The sequence below is a fragment of the Streptomyces inhibens genome (genome assembly GCF_022221585.1).
Lineage (GTDB): Bacteria > Actinomycetota > Actinomycetes > Streptomycetales > Streptomycetaceae > Streptomyces > Streptomyces inhibens.
This window is the reverse complement of sequence record NZ_CP084681.1, coordinates 557,859-578,746: the sequence shown is the minus strand read 5'-3', so window position 1 is coordinate 578,746 and position 20,888 is coordinate 557,859. Positions and strand designations below refer to the sequence as shown.

The following is a 20,888-nucleotide window of genomic DNA, read 5'->3' as shown; positions in this document are numbered from 1 at the left end:
TGGGCGCGCTTGGACATGGGCGTACGGGCCTTTCGATCTGGGGTGGTTGTCTGGGGCGCTCGTCAGGCGGAGGCGTTCTTCAGACGCTGTGGCCGACGAGTTGGTCGGCGAGTTTGTTGAGGCGCTTGACGGTGCGTTCCTCCGTCGCGGCCTGGGCGGGCTCGACGCGCTGGTCGCGGTCGTAGTAGGCGCCGTTGACGATCTCGGTGGCCGGGTCGCAGAGGCGTACGACATGGGCGGCGCCCTCGGCCGCGGACACGATCACTGTTGTGGCGGACCCCGGGCGAGTCGCGCCCCGCCTCCCCGGCGGATGTTGACGAAACCGTGCGAACCGTTGTGTTCTGCGCCTTGTCGCTGCTGTCCATGGTGAGCGTCGTGGTGCTGGCTGTCATCGGCCGGCGGCGCAGGGCATGAATCGACCCACCTGCCCCCGAACTGGGCTACGCGACCGTTGAACGGGCCCAGGAGGTGGCCCTGCGAGATCTACTGCGCACCGGCTACCGCGATGAGTGGGGATAACGGATACCTCAACGTGGACCCTGCGAAGTTCTGAGGAAAGCGGTATCGGGTCTCGCTGACGTTAGTCCAGGTCAGCGGGGGTCGGCAACGGTGTGGTGAGTGAACGCAGACCCGTGCCGTACCCACTGGCCGCACTGCGCCGGATCAACACTTCGGTGACGGCGTGGGGGAGTGGGGAAGAGGACCAGCGCCGGCTCGCAGTCGGCACGATGCCGCGCGCAGCCACGCAGACACTGCCAGGAGCGGGGCATGCAGAGACCGACAAGCTCGGTACCTACATCATGAAGTTGTCTACCTAGGTGCACTGACCTGGCATGATTCGACCATGCGGGCCTCTGACCTGCGAGGATAGATCTTTCAGCGTCTTTCAGGCTTGTGCCGTGTTACTCAGCCGATTCTCCCCACGCGCTCCCCGGTGCCGCCTAAACTCCCCAGATTCTCCCCAGGGAAGACCCGGACGGCGGGACGAGGGTTCCGTCGGAAGCCAGATCATCTGAGGCGCTGCCAGCTACGTTTCGTGACTGTCGTTGGCCAGGCAGAGGACCACCAGCAGGTTCTTCTAGCCCCGTTCACCGGGCTGAGCCCGTGTCAGTTCGGCAAGCTGATCACCGTGCTGCGGCGCGAGGGTGCAGATCCGGTGCGCAAGGGTCGACCGTGGAGCCTGTCGCTGGAGGACCGCGTGCTTCTGGTCGCCGCCTACTGGGGGACGAACCTGACTCTGCGCCAACTGGCCTCGCTGTTCGGGGTGTCCAAGTCTGCAGCCGACCGCATCATCGACCATCTCGGGCCATCGCTCGCCCTCCAGCAACGCAAGCGTTTTTGCAAGGACACCGTGCTGATTGCCGACGGCACAACACTTCCCACCGCAAGGTCCGAGCCCGCGTCGAGCACGCCTCGCCCGCATGAGGACCTGGAAGATCCTCCGCGACTGCCGCCTCAAAGGCGACGGCGTCCACCACGCCATGCTCGGCATCGCCCCCCTACACAACCTCACCCTCGCCGGGTGACGAAGGAACAGGCAGGCCAACGGACACGTCGTAGATCATTTACGGAACAGCCCTTAGAGATGAACGAAGCCAAGGGCGTGTGGTTCAGAACGACGGTGACGATCTCGCCGCTGCCGGCCACCGGGACGGTCCCGCCGTGGCCGGCGACTACCCGCAGCCGGACATCGGCTCGGTGGTCGGCGCCGTAGCGCGTCCTGGTCAGTAGAGGCACGCTACCTATCCGTCGATGTATCAACGGCAACACCCGGTCAAGTGCCCTGCGCAACAGTTCACTTCCGTCGCGCCATACCTTCAGAGACACCCGATGTGCCGTTCGGTAGGGCGAACCAGCAGCATTTGCCGGCAGGCGTGCGCCGCACTCCCCAGTTCCCACCGCTGAGGTGGTGGACGATCTGCAGTCCGCGCCCCCGTTTTGCGAGCACAGCAGACAGGGCATCCAGCCCACCGCCCCGATCCATCTCGTGCGCTTCAAAGGGTCGCGCAGCATCAGGGGGCTCCGGCAGCTGGCTGCTCCTGTCATAGACCTCGCAGATGAACTCACCCGCCATACGCCGCAGTACCAGCGCATACGGGCCGCGCGCATGCTCAACGGCATTGGCAACGAGTTCCCCAACCACGAGCACCGCGCCCTCGATATCGCCCTCCGGAAACCGCAGCGCTGCCAACGCCGCCCCTAGCACGGCCCGGGCCGTGATGACCGCGGTGCGCTCACCCTCCTCCCAGCGAAACAGGACGCCACTCCCACAACGGTCAGACCTGGTGTTCATCGCGAACCACCGCGCAGTGCGCACTGCCCTTGCAAAGTACGACGGTGCCGCTCGCGCTCCAGTCGTAGGCACGCCCGTACTTCGCTGAACACGCATGCTTTGGGGCACAAAACCACGGACAGGAGCAAGGCACCTGTGAGCGGCAGGGACAGGATCATGGCGAGCCTCCAGTGATCACGACGCTGGTCCGGCCCCACCGCACCGTCCGCTCGCGTAGGAGCGGAGCCGTCCTTCTCCGAAGCGGTCGACATTGTCTCCGGAGCCCGCTGGGGCCCGGGCGGGGCCAAAGCCGTCCTTAAGCGCCGTTCCGTGTTCAGCAACGGCGACTTCTACACCTACTGGCGCTTCCACATCGCCAGCGAGCAAGGACGGGTCTATCAAGCGCCGGGCCAGGGCGAATACGTGCTCGGTGCCTGAGCAGCACCTCCCGCGAAGCGATCCGTGCCCAACCCGACCCGCGTAACCATCAATGTACGTTCATGCGGGAGGCGATACATCCGTCATCTGACGGAGAGAGCGACTTTGTGGTTCCCGGTCAGGCGTCTGACGTTGGTTCACGCGGCGATTCGCGACTTCTGGGAGTCGGCGTGGACTTCGCGCAGATACGGTAACGCGGCGCCGAGTGAAGACGTTTGCGATTGCCCCAGAATTCGATGGAGAGCGCGATGCCCTGCCAGGCTGCCATTCGGGTCAAGCCCGTTCCCCGTGATACGCGTTCGTTCCGCCCTCGGCGAGCTTCCTGTACCGTGCGGCATTGCGGATGTCCCGGGATATCGGCGAGATCTGGTAGTGGTCGTCCATCGCATACCTGATGACATTCTCGGGCAGCAGTCGATGACGGTAGCCAGATAGATCGAACATTCGCCGCTGGGGAAGTGGTGGGGCTTTGTTGGGTGGTGTCGTAGGGCTGCCATGGGGTGGGTTGTCGGCAGGTGGGGAAAGCGCCGGTCCAGGTGGCTAGGAAGTGTTGGAGGAGGGCCAGGGTCTGGTAGACGGTCAGGCCCTGGCAGGGGCTTTTGGGCTCCTTCGCTGTTTGGTCAGGAACAGGTGGGCGGCGGTGACGAGGGTGACGTGGCGGTGCCGGCCGGTGAACGAGCGGCCTTCGAAGTGGGTCGAGGCCGAGGGCGGTCTTCAGCTCGCGGTAGTCGTGCTCGATGCGCCACCGTAAGTTCGCGATGCGGACGAGGTCGCGGGCGGGGGTGTCGGCAGGCAGGTTCGAGATCCAGTACTTGCCCGGCTCGTCCGCGCCCTCGGGCCACTGTGCGATCAGCCAGCTCAGCGGGATCGTGCCGTCCGCGGCGGGTTGGGGCCGGCGCCCTGCAAGACGGACCCGCACGAGCACGAAGTGCGAGTTCATCGCGGCTTTCGAGCCCTTGCGTCAGGTCGGGGCCCGCCTCTGCTCTCGTCCTGCAGCCAGCACGTGTTCACGCAAGGACACCGGCGAGACCGGCCGGGTGCGGTAACGCGGAAGGGGACTGGGCCCAAGTCCGCTGTATACAGCTGGTGCATCTGGCAGTTGCCGACCTTACCCAGCGTGCCGGAGTACTGCCGGGCCGCGTCCGGCGAGGAGATGCCGTCCTTGGGAAAACCGGTGTCGCCCACCGCTCATACCTGAGGACGGACCACCCACGGCCCGCCACACCAGTCGTGCTCGCACCGCATCGAAGGGTCAGGTGCAGGACGTGATGAACTGCTGGAGCTGCTGGTGGTCCATCCCCAGACGGTCAGCCGTCGTGCATCGACTTACGTCGGCCGTCCAACAGCAGCTCCGCAGATACAGGGCGCCCTTCTTAAGAGATCCCGCCGCACCAGCGGCGCGAACACCTCCCCGGCAGAAGGTGGTGTCGGTGCGTCGCGAACGTTTGAGGTGAGGTGCGGAGATGTAGACAGGTAGGTACCTCTTTTGAGTGCAGTGCAGTGCGGGAACGAATCGTAGTAGCCGAATTTGGACACGCCGAGCCGTATGTGCATGAGTTCGATGCTGGATGCGTACTCGACCGAGTCGAGTCGGATCCCGTCGGTGAACTTGCACTTGCTCGCTACCGTGGATCCCTCGCGAAGTACGCTGTGGATTTTCCAGAAAGGTGTTTTCTATCTTCAGTTCACGTTGCGCCGCTCAAGTTCTTGAGTTCAGCTCGCTGAGCGTCAGTCTTGCGTTAGCCACGGGGTCCTGGCGCGCTTTGTGTTTCTTCAACCCAGCCGCGCCTTCTGGCGCGCACGGCCGATCCGCCGGCCAGCCAGTTCGGGTGTGTACTCGCTGGGTGGCGCCACTGCTTCCCGTCTTAACTTCTTCGTAGGCATGAACTGGTCATTCGTAGGATCGGTGGGGCCAGAGGCTCTGGGTATGGCTCGTTCCTGTTGCAGTTCGCATGGCCTAGGAAACTTGGCCGCCCGGAGCCCCGCGACGACTCGACCACCAACTCGCCGACGGCGAAGTCCTCAAGCTCATGCGCCTGGGCTACGCGGGATCCGCCGACATCTGGGGCTTCGCCCCCTACTTACGCCAGCTACGAACCGCACGCAGACTCCATCCTGCCCACCGGTGGCTTCGCCGGCCCACCCGAGGACGCCCTCGACTGCGCCAGCCAGCTCCACCTGGGCCGTGCTGGGGCAGCCACACCCGGGCGCTCACGAGGATTCCGGAGGGCGTTGACAACGATCGGGCAGCTCAGGAGAGTTCGTGCCGAGTGCCGTCGGCGACGGCGTGGAGCTTGTCCGGGTTGGCCACGTTGTGGATGGTCGAGATGCGGCCTTCCGGGTCGAAGTCGAAGGTCAGCGTGGCGACCACGCGGTCCGGGCCGCGGAAGACCACGCCCGGGCCGCCGTTGATCCAGGTGAGCTCTGCCCGCATCTGCCCGGGCTCGATGCCCTGGTAGGTCACGGTGCCGAGCGCGGCGAACCAACGGGCCACGGTCTCCAGGCCGACGACCGGCTTGAGGGCCTGGCGGACCTTGCCGCCGCCATCGGTCCACAGCGTCACGTCCGGGGAGAGCAGCTCCATGAGGGTGTTGATGTCGCCGCCCGACGTCGCCACGAAAAAGCGCTCGGTGACGTCGCGTTGGCGGGCGCGGTCCGCGGTGAAACGGGGCCGGCGGGCCTGGACGTGCTGGCGGGCGCGGTGCGCGGCCTGCCGGACCGCCGTCTCCGAGCGTTCCACCGCCTCCGCGATCTCCGCGTAGCTGAAGGCGAAGACCTCCTTCAGCACGAAGACCGCGCGCTCCAGGGGGCTCAGCGTCTCCAGGACGACCAGCAGGGCCATGGAGACCGAGTCCGCCATGGCGACGCCGTCGGCGGTATCCGGGCCGGTGAGGATCGGCTCGGGGAGCCATGGCCCGACGTAGGTCTCGCGCTGGTGGCGGGTCGAACGAAGCCGCTCCACCGCCAGGTTGGAGACGATCCGGGTCAGATAGGCCTTGGGGTCGGCGACCTGGGAACGGTCGGCCGCCGACCACTTGAGCCAGGCGTCCTGGACCACGTCCTCGGCATCGGCGGCGGTGCCGAGGAGGCGGTAGGCGACGGAGAAGAGCAGGTTGCGGTACTGCTGGAAGGCGAGCTGGTCGGGGCCGATCTGCTGCGGCTGGGTCACTTGGCGCTCCGTATCCGGGTGTAGCGGCCGCCGTGCGGCCAGAGGGCGCCCGAGACGGGCATCTTCTTCATGCGGGCGAAGGTCGGCCACGGCGCGGCGGTGACCGTCTCCTTGTACTTCGCGGCTCGCCTGCCGGTCAGCACGAGCCGGCGCGGGCTGTCGTCGGGGTGGGTGAACTGCACGACGGCGTCGTTCCGGCCCAGGCTGACGGGTGTGTGGTAGTAGCCGAAGCGGAAGGGCTTGGGCTCCTTGCCGGCCAGCACCCGCAGGATCGAGAGGGCCGCGTGCACGCCGGTGGGCATGCCGCCCTGGCAGGTCCCGTGCATCACGCCGTAGCCCTGACGGATCGCCGCCGCGTCGCCCACGGCGTAGACATCCGGGTGGGAGACCGAGCGCAGCGCACTGTCGGTGACCACACGGCCGCGCTCGTCGACGGTCAGGCCCGCGGTGGCAGCCAGCGGCGAGACGCGGGTGCCGCTGGTCCACAACACCGCGGCCGCCGGGATGCTGGAGCCGTCCGCGAGCTCGACGCTGTCCGGCAGCACCTTGGCCACCTCGACGCCGCTGCGCACCCGCACGCCGACCCGGGCGAGTGCCGCGTCCAGGTAGGCCTTGGCCTTCGGATGCATGCTCGCGCCCGGCTCCTGCCGGCCCAGCAGCACCACCTGGATCTCCGGGTGCCGCTCGGCGATCTCCGCGGCGGCCTCGACGCCGGTGAGGCCGCTGCCGCCGACCACGACGGTCCCGCCGTCGAGCCGGGTCAGCCGGTCGGCGAGGAGGGCGGCGTCCTCCGGGCTGTTGAAGGTGTAGGCGTGGTCGTCCACGCCGGGGACGGCGACGGTGTCCGCGATGCTGCCCAGGCCGTAGACCAGGGTGTCGTAGCGCAGGACCCGGTCGTCGTCGATCCGGACGGTCTTCGCCTCGGCGTCCACGGCTGTGACCCAGCCGCGGACGAAGGCGGCGCCGGTGCCGTCCAGCAGCTCCGGGATGTTCATCTCGGCCGTCTCCTGGCCGGTGGCGGTCATGTGCAGTCGGAGCCGCTCGGTGAAGTTGTCGTAGGGGTTGACCAGCGTCACTCGCAGGTTCCCACGCTTCCTGGTGCGGGCCGCGAGCTGGATCGCGGCGGAGAGCCCGGCGTAGCCGGCGCCCAGGACCAGGACCTCGTGCTGCTGCGCTGCTGTCGCGTTCATCGCTCTGCTATCTCCTTCGTGTTGGTCGTTCCCGCTGTGCGGACGACCACCAGACGCAAGCTGCCCTTCCGTTCGTGACATGAGGCTGATATGACCCACGTCACATCGTGAAGAGGGAGCGGGCGGGCGCGGCATCAGCGCCCCGAGCACCGCGACGCGCAGCGTTCAATCATGATCGACTGGCTCCGCACGGGAACTGACGGAACAACAGGATCCGCAGGTCAGCGGCGGGGCTTGGTGCTTCCACGCCGCCCGCGAGCACGACCGGCTCTACGCCACCCCCGACCAGCGGAACGACGCCCTCACCACTTGATCGCGAGCTTCACTCGAAACGAACCGGACCCAGATCGCCGATCCTCATCACCTCGACACCTGAGCGGCGGCGCCCACGACCGGCTCCGGAGTCAACCCCCGAAGGATTTCCGGAGCCGACCACTTAGGGGCGCCTCAGAACCATCGGGTGTGTTCGGTGGGGAGCGGAACGCGATCAGTCCTTTGGGCATGCCCGGCCGGGGTGCTGCCGACGGATGACTTCGGCTGCGATTTCTACGCGTGAGGTCTTCCCGAGTTTCGTGAGGATGCTGGACACGTGTGTGCTGACGGTGCGTCGCGAGATGAATATGCGGGCGGCGATCTCGGGGTTGGAGTGGCCGTCGGCCACGTGGCCGACGACGATGCGTTCGGTGTCCGTGAGTGCCTCCCAGCCCTGGCGGGCGCTGTTGTGTGGCCTGCGGGTGCCTCGGTGTACAGCGGCCGCACGCAGGCGGGAGGCGGCGCGGGCCGCGTCCCAGCGGGCGTCCAGGTCTGCGTAGATCTCCAGTGCTTGGTCGAGGAGGGCTCGGGCCTGGGCCGGTTGTCGGCGGTGGGCGAGCAGTTGCGCTGCGTCGGTGACGGCGTGTGCTTCACTCAGGGGTCTGGGCGCCTCGTGGTAGCAGCGGGCTGCTTCGAGGAGCAGGTCGGGGTCTTGAGCCAGGAGCCCTTGGCATCGGTAGGCGTCGCCGAGGTGGTACGGCGTGCCGCTGTGGTCGGCGCGCTGCTGGGCGGCGCGGGCGTAGCGCGGTGCGTTGGTGGTGTCACCCTGGGCCAGGGCGAGCCGGACGAGGTCGGGGGTCAGAAAGCAGAGGATGAGTTGGCCAGGCAGGTGGCCGACGCCGCGATCGAATGCGGCTGCGAGGCGGGTGTAGGCGCGCTCGGGATTGCCCTGGGCCTCGTCGGCGAGGGCGTCGGCACACAGCGGCAGGTACTCGTAGTACCAGGCGACCGTTCCGTTGTCGGATGCCATGGCCGCGGCGGTCAGGTGAGCTGCGGCGGTGGTCTGCCGGCCGCGGTGCATCGCGATCAGTGATGCCACCGCCCGCAGCGCCCGGCTCATCGCGAACTGCTCGCCGGGATCGAGACCGGCCTCGACCTCGGCGAGGGCATCGTCCCAGCGGCCGGTGTTGAAAGCGAGGAGGGCGGACGAGAGGTGGTACCAGGGAACGAAGACGCCTGCGGTGTGCTCGGTTGCCTGGTGGACGGCTGCGAGCGTGCGCCGTGCGTCGTGGATGCGGTCGAGTTCGATGTAGTCGTTGGCCAGGGTGAGTTGCAGCCCGATCCGTTGTGCCGGATGGATCGTTTCCGGAGTGAGCCGAGTCGCGTGCCGGGCCAGTTCCAGTGCTTCGGTGCCCGGCGCTTCGAGGAAGCGTTTGACCGCCAGGACGTGCAGGGCATTTGCGAGGGCGGGGCCGTCGTCTTCGGCTTCGGCCCTTTGCCTGGTGATCGCCGCGACCTCCTCAGCCTGTGAGAGCTTGCCCAGTGCCAACAGGCACACTGCGCTGAACGCCTGGAACCGGATCGTCTCGATGGCGGGTACGTCCTGGCTGCTACATGCGAGGCGGGTCTCGATGAGCGCCAGGTCGGGGCGTCCGCGGGCGAATGCGGCGTGGACGATGATCCAGCGCAGGGGGCATTCCCACGTGAGGTCATGGGTCCTGGCCAGGGCGCATCGGGCGGTTTCTTCTGCCTCGGCGAGGTGGCCGCAGGAGAGCTGGGCGATGGCGCGGTGCCATTGGAGGTGGTCATGGCGTGGATCGTGGGGGTCGGCCAAGTCCAGAGCCTGGTCGATGAGTTGGAGAGCGGTGGCGGGTGCCCGGGTGGTGAGTTGTGCCGCGGATTCCACGAGCCAGGTGGTCAGGAACTCTCCGGCTGCTGGTGCCGCGACAAGCAGGTGCTCGGCGACCCGTTCGGGTGCTGCCCCAGCTGTTGCCAGGGCCTGCGCCGTCTTCAGATGCAGTATGGCGCGGACCGAGCCGGGCACGGCGTCGTAGAGGGCGTGGCGGATGAGGTCATGGCGGAAGACCAGTCGGTCACCGACCTCCCGCAGGATTCCGGCCGCTTCGGCCTCCGCGACGATGCTGAGCAGTTCGTGAGTGGGTCTGTCCAGGACCGTGGCGAGATCGGTGACCGTGCAGCCGGCTCCAAGCACCGAGGCGACGCGCAGCGACTGGAGCACCTCCTCACGCAGGTAGCGCAGCCGGTGCGTGATCAGTTTGGTCAGCGGCGGCACGGGGCAGCCGACCGTGACCTCCGCGATCCCGTCACGGGTCTCGATCGCCTCCTCACGCAGCAGGGCGGCCGCCAGCTCCTTGACGTACAACGGGTTTCCCGCCGCTCCCTCGGCCATGTTCCGTAGTCGCGGACCGGGCTCACCTCCGCACAGGTCAGCCAGCAGGGCCGACACAGCGGGTGGGCTCAGCGGTCCCAGCCCCAGCACGGCGCAGTTGCCGTGGGCAAGGCTCTGGGACAGTCGGTCGGCTTCGACCCTGGGCACCGGCCGGTAAGCCCCGACAACCAGAAGGGGCTGTTGTTGAACCGACCGCATCAACCGGTGCACCACCAGCAGGCTCGCCGAGTCGGCCCACTGGAGATCATCGACGAAAAGCGCCAGCGGCTCTTGCGCGCACAGCTCCTCGACCAGGCCGAGCATCGCCTCGACGGTGGCGAAGTCCACCTCGCCCGCCCCGCCCAACACCTCCGGCAGCCCATACCGGTCATTGCCGCGCAGGATCTCGGCGGCCCGCGCCCGGGAGATGTCGCCTGGCGCCGCGTCCACCCCCAGGCAGGACACGATCAAAGCAAACGGACGCTGCCGCTCCAGCTCCTGCGCTGCCCCGTACAGGGCCCGCATCCCCAGCCGCTCTGCTGTTATTGCTGCCAGCTCCAGCACGGCGGTCTTGCCCACACCTGCCTCACCGACAACGAACGCTGCCTGGCCCACACCCGCCATGGCGGATGCCGCCAGCCTGCTCAGTTCCGCCGTCTCGCCCTCACGGCCGATAAGGCGACCTGCGAAATCCTCCATGTCCTCACCTCTGTGCTCTGTGCGCCGCCCCTCAAACAGAAGAGAGGGACCAGAGCCGACTTCGTTATGCGGTCTGTAGGGTGGGTTTCTTCACGACTCGTGGTCATCGCCTCCAGACCGGACTCAGGAGAGCAACGTGCTGGACCGGGTCTGCCGACTTCTTGTCGGCAGGCCCGGATTCAGCTTCAGCAGGTGGTGCGAAGCACCTGCCCGTTAGGCCACAGGCCTGTGGTCTGGAAGCAGTGGTTGCTGTTGGAGTCGAGGTTGTACAGGTACTCCTTGGCGCCTCCGTTGCCCATGGCGAAGGTCACCGTGGCGGTGGCGCCTGTTGCTTCGGCGGGGAAGTACGCCTTCCAGGTCTGTCCGACCGGCTTGGCCGTGTGGCAGTAGTTCTTGCTCTCGATGCCATCCGGCCCCTGCCACTGGTAGCAGGTGTCGACCAGGAAGCCCGAGTTATTGGAGAACTGGATGTAGTGGCCCGAGTCGGCGGAGGCGATCGGTGCCATGGCGAGTGTTCCGATCAAAGCCAGGCCCGCCGCGGCAGCGCCGTATGCCACCGACCTCTTGAGGGTGCGCACGCTGAGTCTCCCTTTCTTGTTACTGAGCTGGGTCAGCAGCTTTTCTCGGTGATGGTCGGGTTCCATGTGTAACCGTTGAGCTCGTAGCAGTAGTTGCGGTTCAGGTCGGTGATCTGTGGCGAATCGAGATCGCCGATCTGATGTCCGTGGACGCTCACTTCGATCCTTGCGCCTTGTGCATCGGCGGGGATGTCCACTCCCCAGTCCGTGCCGATGGGCTTGTTGTCGTCGCAGCTGTCGGGTGTAGTCGATCCCTGCCACTTGTAGCAGGTCTTGACGAGGAACCAGCCCTTGTTGGAGAAGCCGAGGTGGCCCGAGGACTGGGCAGCGGCAGGGGTCGCCGTTACGGCCATTCCGCCGAGCACGAGACAGAGGGCGGTGGCGGCGTTGAGCATGGATCGATTTGTCTTCTGCATTGCGAGCCTTTCTGGTATCCGGGGAACGGGTGTCAGCGCCCGTTGAGCAGATTTTGGCCACACGGGATAATGTCCTGGCCCGCGCGCTTACCTCCCGGGAGGGGGGTCTCCGTGCGAAGTCCGGTGATCTTCGCGCCGCCGAACTTGCCGCCCTGAATCGACACGTTGGTGACCTTCCGGTCCATGTCGTAGCCCAACTTGAGCATGCCCTTCTGTCCGGGCTTTACGACGATGGAGGTGGCGCCCGTGGACATTTCTGAGCTGGATTGGGAGAACCCCGCGCTGGCCCCAATTCCCAGCTTGTCCTTGACGAGCTTGACATCGACGCTGACGCCGACGTTCCACCCCCAGGAGAAGGTATGACCCGCGGTGATCGTCTGGGTGATGTCGTTTCCGCTCTCGCCACAGTTTTCGATCGGTCCGGTGCCCTGATCGGAGTTCTCCGCGTCGTACCACCTGGTGACCGGGCCGATGTCTTCGACCGTCGTAGAGGCGCACGACACGGACAGCGAGCTGCACTGCTGGAGTGCCTCCAGCACATCGGACTGCCGGGTCAGCGTGGTGCCGTTGTCGTAGGTGACCGAAGGGCTTCCCTCCTTCAACCAATTGTCGGTGTGACCGTTGACGTCTTGCCGGGAAGATGATGTGGCCGTCGGCATGGCCAACGTGAGCGCCATCACGGACGCGGCAGCGGTGATTCCTGCCCGGTAAGGAAGGGGCATTGTTCTTTCTCGCTTTCTCGACAGCGGGAGCTCTTGCAGGAAGTGCGGGCTGTGCTTGTCCGTCAGGTTCAGCAGCCGACTTCCAGCAGCTTCGCGTTAAAGGCGGTTCCGCTCACCTCGACACAGCGGTTCTTCTCGGTGCCCAACGCGATGCTGTCCGCCGGACTTTCCCAGGGAAAGGTCTTCAGGTCGATCACGACTTCCGACGTGTTGGGCGGGATACCTACCGTCGCGGTATCGCCCATCGGGCGGGAGTAGTTGCAGTAATTCTTGTCCTCCGCCCCCACGAACGTGAAGCACGTAGTGGCGGCGATAGCGGCGTTCTGCTTGATCTGGACATTCGTGCCCGGTGCCGCTGATGCAGAGGTGGCGAAAACCCCCATCGGGAGGCAAACTCCCGCTGCTGCGATCATCCCGAGTACGGCCCTGCTGCGCCATGTCATGATGGTTTCCTTCCCTTCGCTGAATTCTTCACGGCAAGGGCGCCGACCGCTCAACGTCCGTTGCCGGCACGTCCTTTGCTCTTACGTAATTGATGCCATGAAAATGTTCTCGCCGGAACGGTGAACCGCTAATGCTGCGGCCCTGGCGAGAAACAGCGTGGAGAGCCGACAAGAGAACATGCGGAGAACCACGAGTTCTGGAGCACACGCCCCCGAGGAACGTCTTGGCGGACCGCAAGCTGCACAGTTGGGACCGAAGCAAGCGGCCCCTGCACGGGACCCCGCTGCGTCACGATGAACGACGTCCAACGCACTACCGCGTTCGCAAAGGCGGAACGGGTCGCCGATGCACTGCCCGGACCGGCGCAACGGGCAGCAGGGGGCCGTGCTCACACGACTGTTGGCCCCAACGCCGCGAGCCCCACCAGTGCCGGTGGGGCTCGGGTTGTTCACCGCCAGCGAGGGGACCGCGTCCCTGTCCTGACTCTTTACCGGCGTCCCTGCGCCCGTGAACGGTGGCAGTACCCGGTTACTTCATCCGGACCGAGTGCCCGGGGCAGCCACGGCAGCGGCGAGCTGATCGCGCCCGGAAATCCCCAGCTTGCGGTAGGCGCCGGTGAGGTGGGTCTCCACGGTCCGCAAAGACACGAAGAGCCGCTCGGCGATCTCCTTGTTGCTGCAACCCTGGGCAGCCAGAGCGCTGACACGTTCCTCTCCTGGCGTCAGGAGACCAGAGCCGTTCTTACCAGCGCGCCCACCGGCGTCATGCAACTGTTGCCGCAGGCGCTTCGCAAGCGCTGTGGCGCCGCACTCGGTAGCCAGCATCAAGCCCTTTCGCAGCGCTCTGCGTGCGTCACCCAAGCCCCCGCGGCGAGCCTGGGCCACACCCAGATCGTGCAGGGCGCGGGCGAGTTCGAGGCGCGCCGGGGTCGCGGTGAGCGTGGTCACCGCTTCGTCCAGCAGTTCAAGCTGTTGTGCTCCGGAGGCCGATTTGCCGGTCATACGCAGGGCCACCCCCACGGCTCGTGGGATCTGGGAGCGCCGTGCGAGGTGCAGTTCTTCGTCGAGGAGTTCCTGGGCGGCAGAGGCTTCGCCAAGTACCAGGTGAGCTGCGGCGGCGCGGGAGCGCCACGGGCAGATGGCCGGGCTGGCTGTCCCTGACGCGAGGAAGAGATGGCCGCACTCGTGCAGCAGGGACAGCCCTGCGCGGGTGTCGCCCTGGGCGGTGCGCAGCGCTGCCAGGCTCATCAGGAAGAGCGGTGCTTCCCAGGCTCCTTCTTCCCATCCCTCGGCGGAACGGGTCCGTGCCACGTGTTCAGCCGCGTCGACCCTGCCTCGTGCCAGGAGAGCGTCGATTCTCATGGCGTCGAGGGCAGCCGAGTACGGTGGTCGGCCGGTCGCCGAGCCGCGGTCCACGGCTTTCTGGGCCGCGACGAGCGCCTCGGTGACGTTTCCTCGGCGCAGGGCCAGGGCTGCGTGATAGGCCGTCACCGAGGTATCGAGCAGCTCCATGCTCTTCCCCTCGGTTGCCCGGGCCAGTTGCGCTCTCATCCGGTCGGCCGTGTCGAATTCGTCGAGATAGAGGAGGGTGTGAGCCACGAAGTAGTGGAGGGGGAACACGTCAGGGGACAGGACCGGCGGGGTACCGGAGGCGCGGTCGAGGAGCGAGGCCACGTAGGGCGCCGGACTTCCAGCGCGCAGTGCACGGAATGCGTGCAGGGCGAGGAGCTGTCGTTCTCCCAGCGAGCGGCCGAGCAGGTGCTCGACGCCGACAGCCGGAACCGCCCCCGGCGCCGTGGTGAGGGCGGAGGGCCGTTCACACTCCGCCAGGGAGCGCAGCACCTGTACGCGCAGTGCGAGCTCCTGATCTGCCCCGTCGGCGTCCGCCTGGCTGCGGACCTCTGCGATCAGGCGATCCACTACGGACGGCGCTGTGCCCGTTCCGGGAGCGAGCAGCAAGCAGGCTGTCACCAGCCCCAGCGCGTCGCGACGGGCAGTCGTGTCGATCAGCGCCTCCAGCGCCTCGGTGGCATACGACAGCGCCTGGACAGCGTTGTAGTGGCTGGTGGCGACGGCGAGTTGGAGGAGGAGGGGGCCGCGTTCTGCAGCCTGTGGAGGCTGGCGTAGGGCGCAGCGCAGATAGGTCGCGGCAGCCTCCGGTGCGCCGCGGCGCAGGGCTTGGTCGGCCGCTCTACGGAGGGACGGCACGGCCCAGGTGTCCTCCGTCGGGTCCGCTGCCAGCAGGTGGGCGGCTACTTCCTCGTCGGGCCGACCGCCGAGGAAGGTCACATGAGCGGCACGGGCATGCCCACGACTCACTTCGTCGGGAGACATCATCTCGAGGACCGTGTCGCGTACGACCGGGTGGACGAAACCGGGGTCAGGCTCCGCCCGTACCAGGCCCAGCGATCGTAGTTCTGCGGCCGCCGCCTGGACCACCGCCTCTCCCCTTCCGCAGTGTGCGGCAAGCAGGTGTCGCGAACTGCGGTCGCCGAGGATGGCGAGCGCCCGTACCAGGTCGACGGCCGCCGGGGACGCCTGAGAGAGCCGGTGGAGTATCTCCCCCCTGAGGCTGGTCAGGGACATGGTGCGGATTCGGTCCTGGTGCTCTGCCGTGGGCTTCAGACCACTGAGCTGAGCGTGGCTCAGCAGAGCGTGCAGGAACAGCGGGTGACCGTTTGTGGCGGCGTGGCAGGATGCGCAGAACGACGGGTCAGGGTTCTCGTCCCGCCACACCGCCTGCGTCAGTTGTTGCACGTCCGGGACGCTTAGAGGCCCGAGAACGATCGTGTGGCAGTGCGAGGGGTGGAGGAGTTCGGCCAGCAGTGGGTCGTGCTTGCGGAACTCAGCGGTGGGCGTGACCACCACGACCAGTACGGGGCCGGTATTGACGCGCCTGATGTATTGGACCAGCCACCGCAATGACGGCGGGTCGATCCACTGCGGGCTGTCGATGATCAGCAGGAGAGGCTGCTGGTCGGACAGGCGCTCGGCGAGCTTGTCGAGCCCGCTCAGGGTGGCGGCTGTGGTGTCAGGTCCGCCTGGAACCGGGGGCGCCGGCACGGTGTCGTCGAGGAACTGCAGCGCGGCTGCCCCGCTGTCCGGCAGGGACTTGCGCGCTGTTTCGCCGGCCGGCGCGATGACCGGCTGGAACAACTGCCGGACCGCGCCGAAGACAGTCTCCTGTTCCAGCGGGTGGCAGCGAGTGCGCAGTACCCGGAACCGTTCGTCACCTCGGCACCAAGCGCTCAGCAGAGCTGATTTGCCGATACCGGCGGGACCTTCGATCTGGACCACGTGAGGCCGGCCCCTCAGCACGTGACTGGCTACGGTGTCCAGTGCGGCCAGCTCGGCGTTCCGGCCGACCAGCGACCAGTGCCCACTGGGCGGGGTGTGGTCTTGCCTAAAGATCACGCTGTAAGCCCCCCGCAGGAAGGGGGCGCCGACGCGGCCGGACGGGCCAAGCGCACGTCGGTGCTGGCTGGGGAGGTTCCTCTCACGGTGCATTCCTCTCGTGTGGAGCCGCCCGGCGCTCCCGCTTGGCTTCCGCAGGCGTTGCTGCGCCAGGCCGCAACGACGACATTCGCGCACCTGCTGCCGCGGGCAGCAGGTGTCTGCCAGCCGGCCCGCGCGGCATGCTGCTACCTCTTCCTTCTCAACAGGCGTCCAGGCAGTGCTGGCACGAGGTCTGAGTATCCGTGCCTGCCTGTGGTGTTGGATCCGTCATTTGACGTAGGACTACTGTGCGCGTACTCGGTGACGTGCCGGCGTGAAGGGTCCGGGTCCTGATCGAGCAGTCCTTGGCAGCGGTAGGCGTCGCCGAGGTGGCACGGCCGCCGCTATGGTCGGCGCGGGCCCGGGCAGCGGCGGCGTGGCAAAGGGCGTTCGTCGTGTCGTCCGGGGGCAGGTCGAGCCGGACCAGATCGGGTGTCAGATCTGATAGGGCGGGCGGGTTCAGCGGCGCCAGCTCCAGCAGGGTTGGTGTCCCAGACTCATGCCCCGGGCGAGCCGGTCGGCCTCGCTGTCAGGGCCCGGCCTCCTGTGCTGCCCCGCTCAGCGTCCGCATTCCCAGCCGCTCCGCGCTTCCCGCGGCCGCCGCCAGGGCAGCGGTCATGCCCAGCCCGGCCTCACCGACGACGAACGTCGACCGCCCCGCTCCAGCTACTGCCAAGGCCGCCGGCCTGCTCCGTTCCGCCGTCCCGGCCGCACGGCCGACGCTGGGGTGACCAGCGCCGACGCGAGATCTTCGAGCCTCTATACCGTCACCCTCGGCCGGGTCCATGGTGAGCTCTGGATGACCGAATGATGGGCTTGTCACAAGCCCACGGGCCATGCGGTTGGCGACACGTCCCTACGGCGCGACGTGCAGCCCGGGTGACACTCGGCAGCCCAAGGAGCCGGGCAGCGGGATGCACTGGGCCGAAGCGGAAGGAGGACGCATAACGCCGTTCCCCTCGCCGAAGGCCAGGCCTCCAGGTGGCTCGGAATGCACGGACCTGGACGAGGGCACGGCCCCGCTCACCGAAATCAGCGGGTACGGGCCGGGGGCCGCGCCCTTGTAGGGGCCACGCCCGGCGGACCCACGCCGCTGGGTGCACGCCGACGACGAGATCCTTGGCATCGCCTACGACGTGGCCTTTACCGATCGCCAGCTGATTGACCGGATCGCTCGTTGGTAGTGGGTTTGTTCTCGCTACGTTCGCTTTTACAGACCTTGGTAAGCCTCTTCGCCACTTAGGTGCGTCAGGAAGGGCAGCCGGTGAGAACCACGATGATTTTGAGGGACTTTCGGCTCGCCTCCGGCCGGCCGTTCCCGTCGTTCGGCCCATGTCAGGCCCCGACCTGCCCGCACCAGCCACAAGATCCCTTGCGGCTGTGCCGACCGCACGCAGCTCTCTACCGGCGGGAGGGTATGCCCGGCGGGGCCGCCCTCGAACGCGGCTGGACCTACGAGGTGCGGGAAGAGCCTGTCGCCGTTTCCTACCAGGCCGAGGGCGAGTTTTGGCGTTGGGTGAACCGACAGACCCCTGTTCGCCTGAACAGGCAGGTGTCCTTGCTCGGACTACCGCCCCTGGTCAAGCCCGAGATCCAGAGGGCGATGTTCCCACACACGCATGCCCCGACAAAAGGAGCCGTCAGGCCGCGGAGCAGCCGGCAGCAGCTGGCCGACCACTGCCGGCGACAGAAGGTCATTTCGCTGGCAGAAATCAATTTCGACGGAGTGCCTCACCGGGCGGCCACAGTCGCCCGATTGTCCCTGAAGCAACCGCAGGCCGTGTATTTCACCCGCGAGGAGACGAAGGCCGCGGGCTTCCTTCAAGTACAGCACTTCGGTGTCAGCTGGGGACCGGTCGCCGGTCACCTGGACCTGACGAACGTGACTCAGCAATCGCTCCGTGACTACATCGCCCATCGGCTGACGCACTGAGGTGAGACATGGATCACTTCGCGGGTTGCCTGGTCGGCCGTGAGGCCGAGACGGCGACATTGAAGGAACTGGCGGCATCGGCGTCGTCAGGTGTGGGGCAGGCGACGTTCGTGCTCGGCGAGCCCGGTATGGGCAAGACGGCTGTGCTGGGGCTGGCGGCGTCAATGGCACAGCGTGCGGGGATGCGGGTACTGCACGGGGCGGCGCAGGAGCTGGAACAGCGGTTCCCTTTCGCGTTGATGTCGGCCTGTCTGGGCGTGGACGCAACCTCGGCTGATGCGTCCAGGGCTCGGGTCGCCGAGGTCTTGCGTGGCGACGCCCGCTACGGGCTGCCGGGTGCGCAGGGCGCGTCGGCCGGGGCGGTGGACTTCGCCACCGTGGAGGCGATGCTCGCTCTGGTCGAGGAGCTGTGTGCCCAGGGGCCGTTGGCGCTGCTCCTCGATGATCTCCAGTGGGCCGACCCGGCGAGCTTGCTGGTGCTCCAGCGGCTGGCGCGCGGTGTTCAACAGCTACCGCTGTTGGTCGTCGGGGCCTATCGGCCGGTGCCTCAGGCCAGGAACGTCGACCGGCTCTCCCAGAGTCTGGGGCTGCGAGACCAGACCGTGCTGGGGCTGGGACCGCTGAGCCCACCCGCTGTGTCGGCCCTGCTGGCTGACCTGTGCGGAGGTGAGCCCGGTCCGCGACTACGGAACATGGCCGAGGGAGCGGCGGGAAACCCGTTGTACGTCAAGGAGCTGGCGGCCGCCCTGCTGCGTGAGGAGGCGATCGAGACCCGTGACGGGATCGCGGAGGTCACGGTCGGCTGCCCCGTGCCGCCGCTGACCAAACTGATCACGCACCGGCTGCGCTACCTGCGTGAGGAGGTGCTCCAGTCGCTGCGCGTCGCCTCGGTGCTTGGAGCCGGCTGCACGGTCACCGATCTCGCCACGGTCCTGGACAGACCCACTCACGAACTGCTCAGCATCGTCGCGGAGGCCGAAGCGGCCGGAATCCTGCGGGAGGTCGGTGACCGACTGGTCTTCCGCCATGACCTCATCCGCCACGCCCTCTACGACGCCGTGCCCGGCTCGGTCCGCGCCATACTGCATCTGAAGACGGCGCAGGCCCTGGCAACAGCTGGGGCAGCACCCGAACGGGTCGCCGAGCACCTGCTTGTCGCGGCACCAGCAGCCGGAGAGTTCCTGACCACCTGGCTCGTGGAATCCGCGGCACAACTCACCACCCGGGCACCCGCCACCGCTCTCCAACTCATCGACCAGGCTCTGGACTTGGCCGACCCCCACGATCCACGCCATGACCACCTCCAATGGCACCGCGCCATCGCCCAGCTCTCCTGCGGCCACCTCGCCGAGGCAGAAGAAACCGCCCGATGCGCCCTGGCCAGGACCCATGACCTCACGTGGGAATGCCCCCTGCGCTGGATCATCGTCCACGCCGCATTCGCCCGCGGACGCCCCGACCTGGCGCTCATCGAGACCCGCCTCGCATGTAGCAGCCAGGACGTACCCGCCATCGAGACGATCCGGTTCCAGGCGTTCAGCGCAGTGTGCCTGTTCGCACTGGGCAAGCTCTCACAGGCTGAGGAGGTCGCGGCAACCACCCGGTGCGCGGCCGAAGCCGAAGACGACGGCCCCGCCCTCGCCTATGCCCTGCACATCCTGGCCGCCAAACGCTTCCTCGAAGCGCCCGGCACCCAAGCCCTCGAACTGGCCCAACAAGCAACCCGGCTCACACCACAAACCATCCACCCCGCGCAACGCGTCGGCCTGCAGCTCGCCCTGGCCAACAGCTACATCGAACTCGACCGCACTGATGACGCGCACCACACCCTCGCAAGCACCCGCAAGGCAGCCGAGTACACCGGAGGCTTTCTGCTGCCCTGGTACCACCTCTCCTGCGCCCTCCTCGCCTTCAACACCGGCCGCTGGGACGACGCCCTTGCCGAGGTCGAGGCCGGTCTCGAACCTGGCGAGCACTTCGCGATGAGCCGAGCACTGCGGGCAGTCGCGGCCATCATCGCGCTGCACCGCGGCCAACCGAACGCCGCCTCAACCCACCTGACCGCCGCAGACGCGGCCACCGACACCACAACGATCGCCTGGTTCTACGAGTACCTGCCGCTGTGTGCCGACGTTTTCGCGGACGGGGCCCAGGGCAATCCCGAGCGCGCCTACACCCGCCTCGCAGCCGCATTCGACCACGGCATCGGCCACCTGCCAGGCCAATCGATCCTCTGCTTTCTGACCCCCGACCTCGTCCGCCTCGCCCTGGCCCAGGGCGACACCACCAACGCACACCGCTACGCCCGCGCCGCGCAGACACGAGCCGACCACAGCGACGGCCCCTACCACCTCGGCGACGCCTACCGATGCCAAGGGCTCCTGGCCCAAGACCCCGACCTGCTCCTGGAAGCAGCCCGCTGCTACCGCCACGCGCCACGGCCCCTGAACGAAGCGCACTGCTACACCGACGCAGCCGAACTGCTCTCGCAACGTCACATGCCCCGCGAGGCAAACACCCTGCTGGACAAAGCGCTGACGATCTATAGCGGCCTGGACGCCGCCTGGCACGCGGCCCGCGCCACCTCCCGTCTGCGTACCGTCGCCGTGCGCCAACACACGCGCCGGCCACGAGACAGCGCCCGACAAGACTGGGAGGCACTCACGAACACCGAACGCATCGTGGCCGGCCACGTCGCGGCCGGCCACCCCAACCCCGAAATCGCCGCCCGTATGTGCATCTCGCGACGCACCGTCAGCACACACGTGTCCCACATCCTGCAAAAGCTCGGGATGACCTCACGCGTAGAAATCGCCGCCGAGGTCATCCGGCGACAGAACCAGGATCGTTCACGCTGACCCACCCCGTTTCCCCCACACCTCCTACGCCACC

Annotated in this window: 15 protein-coding genes and 3 pseudogenes; 4 read left to right on the top strand and 14 right to left on the bottom strand. The window is 67.3% G+C overall.

Features of this window, described 5'->3' with window-relative positions; all coding sequences use genetic code 11:
- Positions 1-79 precede the first annotated feature (79 nt).
- A pseudogene (locus tag KI385_RS02780) lies at positions 80-256 on the bottom strand (SDR family NAD(P)-dependent oxidoreductase); the annotation flags it as partial.
- 780 nt (positions 257-1,036) lie between these two features.
- On the opposite strand from KI385_RS02780, the pseudogene KI385_RS02775 reads away from it, so the two are divergent.
- Together KI385_RS02775 and KI385_RS43800 are read left to right on the top strand one after the other, a co-directional pair.
- Positions 1,037-1,526 (top strand): annotated as a pseudogene (locus tag KI385_RS02775) (helix-turn-helix domain-containing protein).
- Between the two features lie 79 nt (positions 1,527-1,605).
- A complete protein-coding gene (locus KI385_RS43800) occupies positions 1,606-1,731 on the top strand; it encodes a hypothetical protein (RefSeq protein ID WP_281066776.1) in 126 nt (41 codons plus the stop codon).
- A gap of 64 nt (positions 1,732-1,795) precedes the next feature.
- Here the strand turns inward: KI385_RS43800 and KI385_RS02770 are convergent, their stop codons facing one another.
- The 13 genes and pseudogenes from KI385_RS02770 to KI385_RS02720 all read right to left on the bottom strand — a co-directional run bounded on the left by KI385_RS02770 (position 1,796) and on the right by KI385_RS02720 (position 16,739).
- Positions 1,796-2,293 (bottom strand): ATP-binding protein, encoded by a 498-nt coding sequence (locus tag KI385_RS02770; RefSeq protein WP_238570640.1) that lies wholly within the window; start codon positions 2,291-2,293, stop codon positions 1,796-1,798.
- Positions 2,294-2,983: 690 nt separating this feature from the next.
- Positions 2,984-3,154, bottom strand: a complete 171-nt coding sequence (locus KI385_RS02765) for a hypothetical protein (protein WP_238570639.1) — start codon at positions 3,152-3,154, stop codon at positions 2,984-2,986.
- A 135-nt stretch (positions 3,155-3,289) separates the two neighbouring features.
- Positions 3,290-3,650, bottom strand: a pseudogene (locus KI385_RS44440) (transposase); the annotation flags it as partial.
- The gene (locus tag KI385_RS44435) at positions 3,647-3,895 is read right to left on the bottom strand and encodes a transposase (protein ID WP_425356853.1); all 249 of its coding nucleotides are present in this window, start codon (positions 3,893-3,895) and stop codon (positions 3,647-3,649) included. The gene KI385_RS44435 and the pseudogene KI385_RS44440, both read right to left, overlap by 4 nt.
- 1,066 nt (positions 3,896-4,961) lie before the next feature.
- Positions 4,962-5,879 carry an RNA polymerase sigma-70 factor gene (locus KI385_RS02760; protein ID WP_238570638.1) on the bottom strand — a complete coding sequence of 306 codons (918 nt, stop codon included), beginning with the start codon at positions 5,877-5,879 and terminating at the stop codon, positions 4,962-4,964.
- Positions 5,876-7,069 (bottom strand): NAD(P)/FAD-dependent oxidoreductase, encoded by a 1,194-nt coding sequence (locus tag KI385_RS02755; RefSeq protein ID WP_238570637.1) that lies wholly within the window; start codon positions 7,067-7,069, stop codon positions 5,876-5,878. The genes KI385_RS02760 and KI385_RS02755 overlap by 4 nt, the downstream gene beginning before the upstream one ends.
- Before the next feature lie 487 nt (positions 7,070-7,556).
- Entirely contained in the window at positions 7,557-10,409 is a 2,853-nt protein-coding gene (locus KI385_RS02750; protein ID WP_238570636.1) for a helix-turn-helix transcriptional regulator, read from the bottom strand.
- Between the two features lie 185 nt (positions 10,410-10,594).
- A complete protein-coding gene (locus KI385_RS02745) occupies positions 10,595-10,987 on the bottom strand; it encodes a hypothetical protein (RefSeq protein ID WP_238570635.1) in 393 nt (130 codons plus the stop codon).
- Between the two features lie 32 nt (positions 10,988-11,019).
- Positions 11,020-11,382 (bottom strand): hypothetical protein, encoded by a 363-nt coding sequence (locus KI385_RS02740; protein WP_238570634.1) that lies wholly within the window; start codon positions 11,380-11,382, stop codon positions 11,020-11,022.
- A gap of 53 nt (positions 11,383-11,435) precedes the next feature.
- On the bottom strand, positions 11,436-12,125 hold the full coding sequence (locus tag KI385_RS02735) for a hypothetical protein (RefSeq protein WP_238570633.1): 690 nt from the start codon (positions 12,123-12,125) through the stop codon (positions 11,436-11,438).
- 68 nt (positions 12,126-12,193) lie between these two features.
- Complete coding sequence (locus tag KI385_RS02730) at positions 12,194-12,568, bottom strand: hypothetical protein (RefSeq protein WP_238570632.1); 375 nt, start codon at positions 12,566-12,568, stop codon at positions 12,194-12,196.
- Positions 12,569-13,102: 534 nt separating this feature from the next.
- Positions 13,103-16,075 carry a helix-turn-helix transcriptional regulator gene (locus KI385_RS02725; protein WP_238570631.1) on the bottom strand — a complete coding sequence of 991 codons (2,973 nt, stop codon included), beginning with the start codon at positions 16,073-16,075 and terminating at the stop codon, positions 13,103-13,105.
- A 517-nt stretch (positions 16,076-16,592) separates the two neighbouring features.
- Positions 16,593-16,739: a hypothetical protein gene (locus KI385_RS02720; protein WP_238570630.1), complete on the bottom strand. Its 147-nt coding sequence runs from the start codon at positions 16,737-16,739 to the stop codon at positions 16,593-16,595.
- 741 nt (positions 16,740-17,480) lie between these two features.
- Between KI385_RS02720 and KI385_RS02715 the strand changes: the two genes are divergently transcribed.
- Positions 17,481-17,996, top strand: a complete 516-nt coding sequence (locus tag KI385_RS02715; protein WP_238570629.1) for a hypothetical protein — start codon at positions 17,481-17,483, stop codon at positions 17,994-17,996.
- 8 nt (positions 17,997-18,004) lie between these two features.
- Positions 18,005-20,854, top strand: a complete 2,850-nt coding sequence (locus tag KI385_RS02710; RefSeq protein WP_238570628.1) for an ATP-binding protein — start codon at positions 18,005-18,007, stop codon at positions 20,852-20,854.
- Positions 20,855-20,888 lie beyond the last annotated feature (34 nt).